A 13,102-nucleotide genomic window follows, 5' to 3' on the forward strand; every position below is an offset into this window, starting at 1 on the left:
AACACAGGCGTGGGGGGCTGGTGACCATGGTCACCAGCCCCCCACGCCTGTGTTTTGCTACCTTTGAAGGACCCGACGAGACGCGCCGTACCGGGACCCGCAAAGACGACGCACCCCCGATTCCCCTGGATCACGGAGGTGCCTCATGGCCTGGGTCCTGCTCGTCGTCGCCGGACTGCTGGAAGTCGGCTGGTCGGTCGGGATGAAGTACACCGACGGTTTCACCCGGCCCCTGCCCAGCGTCCTCACCGGCGCGGGCATCGTCGCCAGCATGCTGCTGCTCTCCCACGCCGCCAGGACGCTGCCCATCGGTACCGCGTACGGCGTGTGGGTGGGGATCGGCGCGGCCGGGGCGGCGGTGTTCGGCATGGTGTGGCTGGGGGAGCCGGCCACCGCCGCCCGGATCTTCTTCGTGTGTCTGCTGCTCGTGGCCGTGGTGGGCCTGAAGGCCACCTCCGGCCACTGAGCAGCCTCGGTCATCTCCGCCGCGGCCTCGGTCAGCCGAACGGCCCCACCGAGGTGTCGCCTCCCGTGGTCCCTCCGCCGTCCGTCGTACCGCCGTCGCTGGTGGCGCCCCCCGAGGAGGCCGCGCCTCCGTCGCTCGTGGCGCCGCCGCCCGTCGACGCGGCGCCGCCGTCCGTCGAGGTGCCGCCGGTGGACGTGGTACCTCCGTCCGTGGCCGTGCCGCCCGTCGACGTCGTACCGCCGTCCGTGGTGGGCGTGCCGCCGGTGGAGGTGTCGTCGCCGGTGTCGTCGTCGGTCGGTCCGCCGGTCTCCTCGTCGCCCGTGGCGCCGCCGGTCTCCTCGTCACCGGTGGCACCCGGCTCGTCGGCGGGGGTGCTGGGCGGGGTGTAGACGACATCGGCACCGACCTGGAGGTCGAGGTCGAAGTCCTTCACCTTCTTGCCCTTGAGCGCGGCCTTGGTGAACTGCGCCCAGATCTCCGTGGGCGCCCCGCCGCCGTTGACGCGCGGCAGGCCCATCGCGCCGTACAGCGGCTTGTGGGCGCCGGTCTTGGGGTCCTGGCCCATGACGGAGACGACGGTGGCGAGGTCGGGGGTGTAGCCGGCGAACCAGGCGGCCTTGTCCTCCTCGGCGGTACCGGTCTTGCCGGCGACCGGGTGGCCGGAGGCCTGCGCGGCGGTGGCGGTGCCGCTCTGGACCACGCTCCGCAGGACGGAGGTGGTGGTGTCGGCGGCCTTGCGGCTGACGGCCTGCGTGACCTCCGTGGACGGCAGGTCGACCGCCTGGCCGTCCTTGCTGATCTTCTCGATCATCGTGTACGTGCCGTGCTTGCCGTGGTTGGCGAGCGTGGCGTACGCCTCCGTCATGTCGAGGACGCTCGCGGTGGCGGTGCCCAGGGCGATGGACGGGTACGGGTTCATGTCCGGGGTGTTCTTGGGGACACCGAGGTCGATCGCGGTCTTCTCGACCTTCTCGGGGCCGATGTCGACGGCCATCTGCGCGTACACCGAGTTCACGGAATCCTCGGTGGCCTGGCGGACGGTGATGTTGCCGTAGTTGTGGTAGTCCTCGTTCTCGGGGGCGTACGCGGGGCCCGGCCAGCCGGTCACGGGGCGCTTGTTGGTGCCGTCGTAGACCGTGTTCGGGGTGATCGCCTGGCCGTTCTGGTTGTTGGAGGCGTTCTCCACGGCGGCGGTGAACACGATCGGCTTGAAGATGGAGCCGACCTGGAAGTCGCGGCGGGTCGCGTTGTTCACGTACTGCTTGGTGTAGTCGATGCCGCCGTACATCGCGATGACCTTGCCGGTCTTCGGGTCGATGGAGACGCCGCCGGCGCGGACGTAGTTGTCGACCTTGCGGTTCTTCTTGTCGAGCTTGTCCATCAGCTGGTCGTCGACGGCCTTGATGAAGGCGTCCTGCATCTTGGGCTGGATGGTGGTGGTGATGCGGTAGCCACCGCCGTTCTCCAGCGCCTTCTCATCGATGATCTTGTGCTCGATGAGGTACGACTTGATGGCCTCGACGAGGTAGCCGCGCTGTCCGGAGAAGGCCGAGGAGGTGGTGGCCTGCTTCGGCATCGGGAACTTCGCGCCGGTCCGCTCGGACTGCTTGAGCCAGCCTTCCTTGACCATGCCGTCGAGGACGTAGTTCCAGCGGGCGACCGCCGCGTCCTTGTTCTCGGGGTGGGCGACGACGTCGTACATGCTCGGCGCGTTGACCAGGGCGGCGAGGTACGCGCCCTGCTCGGCGGTGAGTTCGTCGGCGTCCACGCCGTAGTACGCCTGGGCGGCGGCCTGGATGCCGTAGGCGTTGCGGCCGAAGAAGCTGGTGTTGAGGTAGCCCTCCAGGATCTCGTCCTTGGTCACCTCACGGTCCAGCTTGATCGAGATGAAGAACTCCTTCGCCTTGCGGGTGACGGTCTGGTCCTGGGCCAGGTAGTAGTTCTTCACGTACTGCTGGGTGATCGTCGAGCCGGACTGCTTGCCCTTGCCGCTCGCGGTGTTCCAGGCGGCGCGGAGCATGGCCTTGAGGTCGATGGCCGGCTCGGAGTAGAAGTCGCGGTCCTCGGCGGCCAGTACGGCGCGCTGGGCGGCCTTGGAGACCTTCGACAGCGGGACGTTCTCGCGGTTGACCTCGCCGTCGCGGGCGATCTGGGAGCCGTCCGCGTAGAGGTAGACGTTGCTCTGCTTGGTCGCGAACGCGTTCGCCTTGGGGATGTGGACCATGTTGTAGCCCAGCACCAGGGCGCCGACGATCAGCATGAGGCCGATGACGAAGGTGCCGAACACCATGCGCCAGGTGGGGAACAGCCGTCTCCAGCCGGTGCGCTTGCGCCGCTTGGGCTTCTTGGCCTTGCCGCCCCCGGCCGTGGTGGCGGGCGAGGTCTCGGGCACGGCCGCGGGCGCGGGCGCCGGGGCGGCGGCCTTCGCGGCGGTGATGACGCCGAGGGCCTGGGTCGGTGTGTCGCCCCCGGTCCGCGCGGCGGCCGGGGCGGGCGTGGGCTTGCGGCCCGGTGTGATGGCCAGGGTGGTGGTGGGGGTGTCTTCCCCGGTCGGGCCGGACGCGGCGCCGGCGGCGTTGCCGCCCGCCTTCGCGCCGGCGGCCCTGGCGGCCCGAGCGGCTCGGGCCGCCCTGGCGTCCGGGACTCCGGCGGGGCTGCCGCCTCCGGCGCCGGGACCGGCGGAGTCACGGCCCTGGGCGCCGGCGGACCCGCCGTCACGGTGGCCGGTGGACGGCGCCGCCTTGCCCTCGGGGGCACGTCCGGCCCCGCCACCGGGCTTCCCGCCGGCCGCCGTACCGGTCTGTGCGCCGGGCACGGCACCGGACCGCGCACCGGGCTTCCCACCGGCCACGGCGCTCGACTCACCACCGGCCGTCTTACCGGCCTGTGTACCGGAAACGGCGCCGGACCGTACGCCGCCGGCTCGTGCGCCGGCCTGCCGACCGGATGCCGGTCCGGACTGCCCGCCGGTCTTCCGGTCGCTCACGGCGCCGGAGTCTCCGCCGGAGGCCGAGCCGGCCTTGCCGCCGTGCGCCGAGCCGGACTGCCCGCCGGGCGCGCCCGACTGCCTGTCGGACGGCCCCGACTGCCCGCCACTTGCCGCGCCGGACTGCCCGCCGAACGCCGAACCGGTCTGCCCGCCGGGCTTCCCGCCACTTGCCGCGCCGGACTGCCCGCCGGATGCCGAGCCGGGCCGCCCGTCGGACGAATCCGACCGCTTCCCGGCCCCCGCACCGGACCGCTCCCCGGCTACGCCTCCGGGCTGCCCGTCCTGCCTTCCGGCGGGAGGCGTGCCCGGGCGGTCGGCGGACGCCGTGTCAGGGCGTCGCGGGGCGGCCGTGGCGGGCGTCCCGCCCGGCGTCGGGTTCGGGCCGTGGCCCGGTGTCGGGCCGGATCGGCCGTCGGCGTTCCCCTTGGCGGCGGTGTCGCCGGACCCCGAAGTCGTGCCCGGAGTGCGTCGCTCCGGGTCTCGCGGTGTCCAGCCCGGGCCGTTCCGCTTCGGCTGCGGCTCGTCGCTCATCGTGCTGCCGTGCTCCTGTTTTCGCGTCGTACGTTCATTTCCGTACGGACTCGTACGCCTTGCGCCCGCTCCGGGCCGGTTGTGCGCCCTTGAGTAAGACTCTCGTTCCGTTCGATCCGTTCCCGGATCCCGGCACGTGCCCCGCACACCACACGAGCACCACCGTCCGCCCCCGAAAACGCGTGGCAGGCCCCTCCTGCCGCGGACTAGGCTTCTTCGCTTCGGCCCGAATCGGTCCAGGCCTCGGCCTTTCGCCTAACTCTTCGCAGCGGATGGGGGTTTCCTCGTGGGCACAGGGCGGTTGTACGCCGCCGTCGCCGCCGGTGGTTTCAGGCGGTACGCGACATATCGGGTGGCCACCGCCGCGGGGGTGTTCACCAACACCGTCTTCGGCTTCATCCTCGCATACACCTACCTGGCCCTCTGGCACGAGAAGCCCCACCTCGGCGGCTACGACCAGGCCCAGGCCCTCACCTATGTCTGGGTCGGCCAGGCCATGTTCGCGGTGATGGTACTGGGCAGCGTCGGCTTCGAGGAGGAGCTGATCGAGCGGATCCGGACCGGGGACATCGCGGTCGACCTGTACCGGCCCGTCGACCTCCAGCTGTGGTGGCTCGCCGCCGACCTGGGCCGGGCCCTGTTCCAGCTGCTCGGACGCGGTGTCGTCCCCATGCTGTGCGGCGCCCTCTTCTTCGACCTCGCCCTGCCCGACGGCCCGCTGCCCTGGCTCGCCTGTCTCGTGGCGGTCGCCCTGGGGGCCGTCGTCAGCTTCGCGATCCGGTACATCGTCGCGCTGTGGGCGTTCTGGCTCCTCGACGGCGCCGGAGCGATGCAGATCACCTGGCTCACCGGAGTCTTCTTCTCCGGGATGCTCCTCCCGCTCAACGTCTTCCCCGGCGCGCTCGGCGACCTGGCCCGCGCCCTGCCCTGGTCGGCCCTGCTCCAGGCCCCGGCGGACGTCCTGCTGGGCGAGGCCGACCCCTGGCGGACGTACGGCTTCCAGCTGGCCTGGGCCGTGGTCCTGCTCGCGGTCGGACGGCTGATCCAGTCGGCGGCGACCCGGAAGGTGGTGGTCCAGGGTGGCTGACGTGGACGAGCGCCCCGTCACCGGCGCCGGGCGGGAGAACCCGTTCGCCGAGTACGGCACGTACAGCCGTGTCCGCGACGGGCTGCGCGCCTACCGCATGATCGCCGCCATGTGGATCCGCTCCACGATGGCCTACCGCGCGTCCTTCGCGATGACGACGTTCGGGAACTTCGCGGCGACCTCCTTCGACTTCGTCGCGATCCTGCTGATGTTCTCGCAGGTCGACGAGCTGGGCGGGTTCACCCTGCCCGAGATCGCCCTGCTCTACGGCACCTCCGCCGTCGCCTTCGGCCTCGCGGATCTGATGATCGGCTCGATGGACCGGCTCGGCCGCCGGGTCCGTGACGGCACGCTGGACACCCTGCTCGTCCGCCCCGTGCCGGTGCTCGCCCAGGTCGCCGCCGACAAGTTCGCGCTGCGCCGCCTCGGCCGGGTCACCCAGGGCCTGTTCGTCCTCGGCTACGCCCTGGCCACGCTCGACATCGCCTGGACCCCGGCCAAGGTGCTGATGATCCCGCTGATGGTGGGCAGCGGCGGGATGATCTTCGCGGCGGTGTTCGTCGGGGGCGCGGCCTTCCAGTTCGTCGCCCAGGACGCCTCCGAGGTGCAGAACGCCTTCACGTACGGCGGCGCGACCCTGCTGCAGTACCCCCCGGCCCTCTTCGCCAAGGACCTGCTGCGCGGGGTGACCTTCGTCCTGCCGCTCGCCTTCGTCAACTGGGTGCCCGGACTGTACGTCCTGGGCCGCCCCTACCCGCTCGACCTGCCGTCCTGGTCGGCCTTCGCGCCCCCGCTGGTCGGCGTGGCCTGCTGCGCGCTGGCGGGACTCGCGTGGCGGGCGGGGCTGCGTTCGTATCGGAGTACGGGGAGTTAGGGAGTTCAGGCGTGGAGCCGGATGTGACAGACAGCGCGTTCATCGAACTGGACCGGGTGGAGAAGGTCTTCGACGTCCGGAAGAAGACCGGGTTCCTGCGGCGGGAGCGGCGTGAGGTGCGGGCGGTCGACTCGATCTCCTTCACGGTCGCGCGTGGGAGATGGTCGGCTACATCGGGCCGAACGGCGCGGGGAAGTCGACGACGATCAAGATGCTGACCGGCATCCTGACCCCGAGCGGGGGCCGGCTGCGCGTCGCCGGCATCGACCCGTCCCGCGAGCGGACGCGGCTGGCCCGGCGTATCGGCGTGGTGTTCGGGCAGCGGACGACCCTGTGGTGGGACCTTCCCCTCATCGACTCCTACCGGCTGATGCACCGTATGTACCGCATCCCGGACGCGCGGTACCGCGAGAACCTCGACCGCTGTGTCGAACTCCTCGAACTGGGCGACCTGCTGGACGTCCCCGTACGGCAGCTCTCGCTCGGCCAGCGCATGCGCGGGGACATCGCGGCGGCCCTGCTGCACGACCCCGAGGTGCTGTACCTGGACGAGCCGACCATCGGGCTCGACGTCATCAGCAAGGCCAAGGTCCGGGAGTTCCTGCGGGAACTCAACACCGAGCGCGGCACGACCGTGCTGCTGACCACGCACGACCTCCAGGACATCGAACAGTTGTGCCGCCGGGTGATGGTCATCGACCACGGCCGCCTGATGTACGACGGGCCGCTGACCGGGCTGCACGAGGTGGGCGAGAGCGAGCGCACCCTCGTCGTCGACCTGGAGCGCGAGCTGCCCCCGATCGAGGCCGGGCCCGCCCGGGTCGTCCGGGTGGAGGGGCCCCGGCAGTGGCTCGCCTTCCCGGCGTCGGAGTCGGCGGCCCCGCTGGTGGCGCGGATCGCCTCGGAGTATCCGCTGGTGGACCTGTCGGTGCGGGAGCCGGACATCGAGGCCGTGATCGCCCAGATGTACGCGCAGCAGGCGGAGCGGGTGGGGGAGTCGGGGCGGGCCGTGTCATAGCCCGGCGCGGGGGTTCCTCGTAGGCTGATCCGTATGACGGACGACCTGCCGGATGTTCCGGCCGCCGCGGACCTTCGTGCCTCCGACGCCGATCGTGAACGAGTCTCCGAGCAGTTGCGGGACGCCCTCGCGGAAGGGCGCCTCGACATGGAGGAGTTCGAGGAGCGGCTGGACGCCACCTACAAGGCGCGGACGTACGGCGAGTTGGCGCCGATCACCCGTGATCTGCCCGGCGCGGGCGCCGTGGCGCCGCCGGCGCTCGTGTCCCAGCCGTCCGTGTCCTTGGTCAAGGGGCCTGAGGGGGAGGCGAGTTGGCCCGAGCGGATCGTCGGCGGCGAAGGGACGTCCACGTGGGGTGTGGCGGTGCTGTCCGGGTTCGAGCGCAAGGGGCGGTGGACCGTGCCCGAGCGGTTCGACTGCTTCGCGTTCTGGGGCGGCGGTGAACTGGACCTGCGGGACGCGAACTTCGTGAGCCGCGAGGTCACCATCAACTGCGTGGCCATCATGGGCGGGATCAACGTGGTCGTGCCGCCCGGGGTCGAGGTCGTCGTCCGGGGCGTCGGGATCATGGGCGGCTTCGACCACGGCCAGGAGGGCGTGCCCGGGGAGCCGGGCGCGCCGCGAGTGATCATCACCGGGTTCGCGTTCTGGGGCGGGGTCGGGGTGGAGCGGAAGATCCCGAAGGCCGAGAGGCAGCGGCTGAAGGAGGCGCGGCGGCAGGAGCGGCTGGACCGCAGACGGGCACGCCGCGAACTGCACGCGTCACACCGCGACCACTCGCACGGGATGCACGAGGCGCACCGCGAGGCCATGGACGAGATCAGGGACGCGGTGCGCTCACGGCGCGAGGAGGAGCGGGAGCGGCGGCGGAGACGGGAGCGGTAGGCCGATGCCGGCCGCGGGTGCGCCGCGGCCGATCGCCCGCTCCCATCGTTCCCCGTGCGCCCGGCGCCGGCTCCCTCACCGGCCGGGGCCCGTCTACAGCTCGGCCGGTGCCGCGCCCTTCAGTTTCGCCAGGTCGAAGACGTCCGCCATCCGCTCGTAGCCCTCGTCGCTCGGGTGGAGGTGGTCGCCCGAGTCGTAGTCGGGGCGCAGGCGGCGAGGGGCGTAGGGGTCGCGCAGGGCCTTGTCGAAGTCGACGTAGGTGTCGAAGACGCTGCCGGAGCGGATCGTGGCGTTGATGGCCTGGCGGACGGATTCGCGTTGGTCGGAGTAGCCGCGGTGGCCCTGGAAGGGCATCAGGGTGGCACCGACGACCCGGAGGCCGCGGGCGTGGGCCCGGTCGACGAGCCGGCGGAGTCCGGCGGTGACGGCTTCGGGGTCGGCCTGGCCGGGGTTCTTGAGGATGTCGTTGATGCCGAGGTCGATGACGACGGCCTTGACGCCCGTCCGGCCGAGGACGTCGCGCTGGAAACGGGAGAGGCCGCTGGGGTTCTCGGCGGGGCGGCCGTAGCCGTCGGCGAGGACCTGGTTGCCGCTGATGCCCTCGTTGACGACGCTGTAGCGGGGCACGGCGGAGGAACCGGTGGCGGCGCGCAGGCGGCCGGCGAGGACATCGGTCCAGCGCCGGTTCTCGCCGACCGTGGAGGTGACACCGTCGGTGAGCGAGTCGCCGAGGACCACGACCGTGCCGTCGGACTCGTTGCTCAGCACGTCCAGGGCGGTGACGTAACGCCAGTACGGGGACTGCTCGGTGTACGGCTCCCCGGTGATGTCCTCGGTCAGGTCGCCCTCGGCGGTGTAGGAGATCTGCCGGGCGTGCGCGTGGTAGGTCGCGGGGCCGGACGGCGTGGGGGAGTAGGTGGTGATCAGTACGTCGCTGTCGTGCGGGATCGGTACCCGTACGGCGTCGCTCACCACCTGCCGGCCCGCCGGGACGACGACGGTCGGGTTGCCGCCGAAGGTGAGGCGGCGCATGGTGTCAGCCGCCGCGGCCGGGGTGTTCACCGCCGCGGCCACGGCGAGCGAGGCGTGGGTGATGGTCAGCGGCTGCTGGCCGTAGAGATTGGACAGGGTGACGCGGGCACTCGTCCCGGCGGCGGCCGTGTGCACCACGTTGCGCACCGAACGGCCGGCGAGGCCGTCCCGCTCGGTGCCCGGCTCCGAACCGCTCGGCGACGCGGCCCAGGCACCGACCCAGACGCCGGTGGAGGCGGGGGCGGCGCTGTTGTGAGGCGCGCGGGCGAAGGTCTCCTGTCGGGGGGTGCCGTCGTCGGTGCCGACGCCGATGTATATCGCGGCGGAGATCGCCACGACCAGGGCGGCGATGGCCGCCAGAACTGCATAACCGTAATGCCTGGTCATGCGGTGGGTTACTCCTCGGGCTATGGAGCCCCGAGGCTCCGATGTGATCACCCCATGATGCGGCATGGGATGGGGGTTGCATGCGAGAACCCCCATCGGTTCCCCCGCCCGGACAGACGCGGGGAACTCCTGTTCCGTTCCAGGAGTAGGTCTCGGTAGAGCTATGGAGTACGTCACCAAGAGTCGTAGCGCCGGGGAAGGCGTCGAAGAACGGACAATGTGTACGGGGGACAGGAACGGGTGGAGTGAATGGACCGTACGAAAGCGGAACAGGACGGACCGGAGCGGGAGCCGGCCGAGGAGGCCCGGAACGCGGCGGCCCCGGCGGCCGGCGCCCAGCCGCGTGTGTCGCACCGCACGATGACCACCTTCAGCGCCGCCGACGAGGAGAAACAGCGCGGCGTACGGCAGATGAAGCTCATCGCCGCCGGACTGCTGCTGTTCGTGGCCGTGGTGTACGTGCTGGCCAAGTGGGCCTCGCACGAGGGCGCGGGCGCCTGGGCCGGTTATGTCGCCGCGGCGGCCGAGGCGGGCATGGTGGGTGCGATGGCGGACTGGTTCGCCGTGACCGCGCTGTTCCGGCACCCGCTCGGGCTGCCCATCCCGCACACCGCGATCATCCCCACCAAGAAGGACCAACTGGGCGTCTCGCTCGGTGAGTTCGTCGGCGAGAACTTCCTCTCCCAGGATGTCGTACGGCAGCGGCTGCGGGCCGTCGGCATCGGCAGCCGGCTCGGCTCCTGGCTCGCCGAACCGCAGAACGCCGACCGGGTGACGGCCGAACTGGCGACCGCGCTGCGGGGTGCGCTGACCGTGCTGCGCGACTCGGACGTACAGGCCGTGGTCGGGGAGGCGATCACCCGGCGGGCGAACGCCCAGGAGATCGCGCCCGGTATCGGCAAGATGCTGGAGAAGATCGTCACGGACGGCGGCCACCGGCGGATCGTGGATCTGGTCTGTGCCCGCGCCCAGAACTGGCTGATACTGCACGACGAGCAGGTCATGGACGCGGTCGAGGGCGGCGCCCCCGGCTGGACCCCCCGGTTCGTCGACCGGCGCATCGGCGAGCGGGTCTACAAGGAGCTGCTGCGCTTCACGACCGAGATGCGCGACTCGCCCACCCACCCGGCGCGCGGCGCCCTGGACCGCTTCCTCACCGACTTCGCCACCGACCTCCAGTCCGACACCGAGACCCGTGCGCGGGTGGAGCGGCTGAAGGGCGAGGTGCTCGGCCGGGGCGAGGTCCAGGACCTCATCGCCTCCGCCTGGACGGCCGTACGGTCGATGATCGTGTCCGCGGCGGAGGACGAGCGCAGCGAACTGCGGCTGAGGGTCCGCGCGTCCCTGCTGTCGCTGGGCACCCGGATGGCCACCGAGCCGAGCGCGCAGGACAAACTCGACAAGTGGATCGAGGGGGCGGCGGTGCACGTCGTGACCACCTACCGCACGGAGATCACCTCCCTGATCACCGAGACCGTCGCGAGCTGGGACGCCGAGCACACCACGAAGAAGATCGAGGCCAACATCGGCCGCGACCTGCAGTTCATCCGGATCAACGGCACGGTCGTGGGGTCCCTGGTGGGTCTGCTCATCTATACGGTGTCGCGGGCGCTGGGGGCTTAGGGCGCGGGCGCCGGGGGCGTGGACCGGGAGTGATCCCTGCGCGCGCGGGCACCCGGTCCGGGTTCGCTCGAGGTGGAGGGAGCCCCAGCCCATGTCCGTCACTGACTCGAAGTCACCGGGTGCGCCAGGATCACCTGGCTCACCGGGTGTGATCACCACCGCCGTACCGGCGCGCCTGGACCGCCTTCCCTGGTCGCGCTGGCACTGGACGATCGTGATCGGTCTCGGCACCGTGTGGATCCTCGACGGTCTGGAAGTGACCGTCGTCGGCAACATCGCGGGGCGGCTCTCCGAGGAGGGCAGCGGGCTGCCGATCAGCTCCGCGCAGGTCACCGGAACCGCGGCCGCGCTGTATGTGGCGGGCGCCTGCCTGGGCGCCCTCTTCTTCGGCCGGATGACCGACAGGTTCGGCCGCAAGAAGCTGTTCATGGTGACCCTGATGGTCTATCTGGGGGCGACCGCGCTGACGGCCGTCTCCTTCTCCACCTGGTGGTTCTTCCTCTTCCGCTTCCTCACCGGCTTCGGCATCGGCGGCGAGTACGCGGCCATCAACTCCGCCATCGACGAACTGATCCCGTCCAAGTACCGGGGCCGCGTCGACATCGTCATCAACGGCAGCTTCTGGCTCGGCGCGATCGGCGGCTCACTGCTGTCGATCGTCGCCCTGAACACCGACATCTTCCCGGCCGACGTCGGCTGGCGGCTCACCTTCGCCCTCGGGGTGGTGCTCGGCCTGGTGATCCTGCTGGTCCGCCGGAACGTCCCCGAGAGCCCGCGCTGGCTGTTGATCCACGGCAGGGAACAGGAGGCCGAACGGCTGGTGCGGGACGCGGAGGTGCGGATCGAGGCCGAGAAAGGACGCCCGCTGGAGGCGGCCGAACGGGAGATGACCGTCCATCAGCGCGAGAGCATCGGCTTCGGCACGATCGCCCGTACGGTCTTCTCCCAGTACCGCCGCCGTGCCGTCCTCGGCTTCTCCCTCTTCATCGGCCAGGCGTTCCTCTACAACGCGATCACCTTCGGCTTCGGCGCGATCCTCACCACGTTCTACGACGTCCCGACCTCCGACACCGGCTACTACTTCGCCGTCATCGCCGCCGGCAACCTGCTCGGCCCCCTGCTGCTCGGCAAGCTGTTCGACACGGTCGGCCGCAAGGTCATGATCTCGTCGACGTATCTGCTCTCCGGCCTGCTGCTGTTCGGCACCGCCTGGCTGTTCGGCCGGGGTTCGCTCGACGAGGTGACCCTGACGGCCTGCTGGTGCGTGGTCCTCTTCTTCGCGTCGGCCGGAGCCTCCAGCGCCTACCTGACGGTCTCGGAGGTCTTCCCCATGGAGACCCGCGCGATGGCGATCGCCTTCTTCTACGCCCTCGGCACGGCCGCCGGCGGTATCAGCGGCCCGCTGATCTTCGCCGAGCTGACCGAGTCCGGCGTTGTCGGCGACACCGTCCTCGCCTTCCAGATCGGCGCGAGCCTGATGTGCGCGGCGGGCCTGGTGGCCGCCTTCCTCGCGGTGCGCGCGGAACGGCGCTCGCTGGAGGACATCGCGGAGCCGCTGTCGGCGCGGGGCTCCGCCTAGCGGAGTGGCGGCGGGGCCGGATCGGGGCCGCTGCTGGGTACGGGTGAGCAGGCCAGGCCGGATCGGGGCGGCTTCTGGGTACGGGTGAGCAGGCCGGTCTGAGTATCCGTACTCTGTCGGCCCGCCGCCCGCCCCGGAACCCTCGTACGCATGACCGAGAAGCTGCTCCGCCCCCTGCGCACGCGCCCCTGGCCGGAACGCTGGCTGACCCGCCTGCTCGGCGCCGCCCTCGCCGCGGCCGCGTACCGCCTCTGCCTTCCGTGGGACCTGCGCGACCGGCCCGAGCTGGAGGGCTCCCTGACGCGGACGAACCCCGTGACCGTCACGGGCCTCCTCGTCCTCGCCCTCGTCCTGCTGCTCCTCGCGGCCTACTTCGGCCACCGGGACGCCCTGGCCTGGCCGCTGCTCCTGGTCGCCGTCCCGCCGTCCGCCCTGATGTACGTGTCCTTCCACGCCCACACCGAGCCCCCGGACGCGGCCGTATGGCCCCTGTCCTGGGCCTTCTTCACGCTGGTGCTGGGCGCGTGGGTGCTGGTGGCGTCGTCGGTGGCGCGGCGGTTCCGGACGGAGCCGGTGGACGAGAGATGGCTGATCAGGGCCCAGCGGTGAGCGGTCGTGCGGGCGGGCGGCA

The 13,102-nt window shown here is 71.3% G+C and carries 9 protein-coding genes, 1 pseudogene and 1 riboswitch; of the genes and pseudogenes, 8 read left to right on the forward strand and 2 right to left on the reverse strand.

Annotated features, from left to right (window positions below):
* Positions 1-55 precede the first annotated feature (55 nt).
* A riboswitch (guanidine-III (ykkC-III) riboswitch) is annotated at positions 56-115 on the forward strand.
* A gap of 30 nt (positions 116-145) precedes the next feature.
* On the forward strand, positions 146-466 hold the full coding sequence (locus tag ACFU5F_RS10970; protein WP_013003274.1) for a multidrug efflux SMR transporter: 321 nt from the start codon (positions 146-148) through the stop codon (positions 464-466).
* A gap of 31 nt (positions 467-497) precedes the next feature.
* Here ACFU5F_RS10970 and ACFU5F_RS10975 read toward each other — a convergent pair whose 3' ends face one another.
* Entirely contained in the window at positions 498-2,756 is a 2,259-nt protein-coding gene (locus ACFU5F_RS10975) for a transglycosylase domain-containing protein (protein ID WP_383885307.1), read from the reverse strand.
* A 1,516-nt stretch (positions 2,757-4,272) separates the two neighbouring features.
* On the opposite strand from ACFU5F_RS10975, the gene ACFU5F_RS10980 reads away from it, so the two are divergent.
* From ACFU5F_RS10980 to ACFU5F_RS10995, 4 genes and pseudogenes are all read left to right on the forward strand, one after another.
* A complete protein-coding gene (locus ACFU5F_RS10980; RefSeq protein WP_383885051.1) occupies positions 4,273-5,073 on the forward strand; it encodes an ABC transporter permease in 801 nt (266 codons plus the stop codon).
* A complete protein-coding gene (locus ACFU5F_RS10985; RefSeq protein ID WP_383885053.1) occupies positions 5,066-5,947 on the forward strand; it encodes an ABC transporter permease in 882 nt (293 codons plus the stop codon). The genes ACFU5F_RS10980 and ACFU5F_RS10985 overlap by 8 nt, the downstream gene beginning before the upstream one ends.
* 23 nt (positions 5,948-5,970) lie before the next feature.
* Positions 5,971-6,965 (forward strand): annotated as a pseudogene (locus ACFU5F_RS10990) (ATP-binding cassette domain-containing protein).
* Positions 6,966-6,998: 33 nt separating this feature from the next.
* The gene (locus tag ACFU5F_RS10995; protein WP_383885056.1) at positions 6,999-7,850 is read left to right on the forward strand and encodes a DUF1707 domain-containing protein; all 852 of its coding nucleotides are present in this window, start codon (positions 6,999-7,001) and stop codon (positions 7,848-7,850) included.
* A gap of 93 nt (positions 7,851-7,943) precedes the next feature.
* Here ACFU5F_RS10995 and ACFU5F_RS11000 read toward each other — a convergent pair whose 3' ends face one another.
* Positions 7,944-9,269: an SGNH/GDSL hydrolase family protein gene (locus tag ACFU5F_RS11000; RefSeq protein WP_383885059.1), complete on the reverse strand. Its 1,326-nt coding sequence runs from the start codon at positions 9,267-9,269 to the stop codon at positions 7,944-7,946.
* 249 nt (positions 9,270-9,518) lie between these two features.
* Here ACFU5F_RS11000 and ACFU5F_RS11005 point away from each other — a divergent pair, with 249 nt between their 5' ends.
* From ACFU5F_RS11005 to ACFU5F_RS11015, 3 genes are all read left to right on the forward strand, one after another.
* Positions 9,519-10,892: a DUF445 domain-containing protein gene (locus ACFU5F_RS11005; RefSeq protein ID WP_383885062.1), complete on the forward strand. Its 1,374-nt coding sequence runs from the start codon at positions 9,519-9,521 to the stop codon at positions 10,890-10,892.
* Between the two features lie 91 nt (positions 10,893-10,983).
* A complete protein-coding gene (locus tag ACFU5F_RS11010; RefSeq protein ID WP_383885065.1) occupies positions 10,984-12,471 on the forward strand; it encodes an MFS transporter in 1,488 nt (495 codons plus the stop codon).
* Between the two features lie 150 nt (positions 12,472-12,621).
* A complete protein-coding gene (locus tag ACFU5F_RS11015) occupies positions 12,622-13,080 on the forward strand; it encodes a hypothetical protein (protein WP_383885069.1) in 459 nt (152 codons plus the stop codon).
* The last annotated feature ends 22 nt before the right edge of the window (positions 13,081-13,102 follow it).

This window comes from Streptomyces sp. NPDC057438 (assembly GCF_042802995.1).
Classification (GTDB): Bacteria; Actinomycetota; Actinomycetes; order Streptomycetales; family Streptomycetaceae; genus Streptomyces.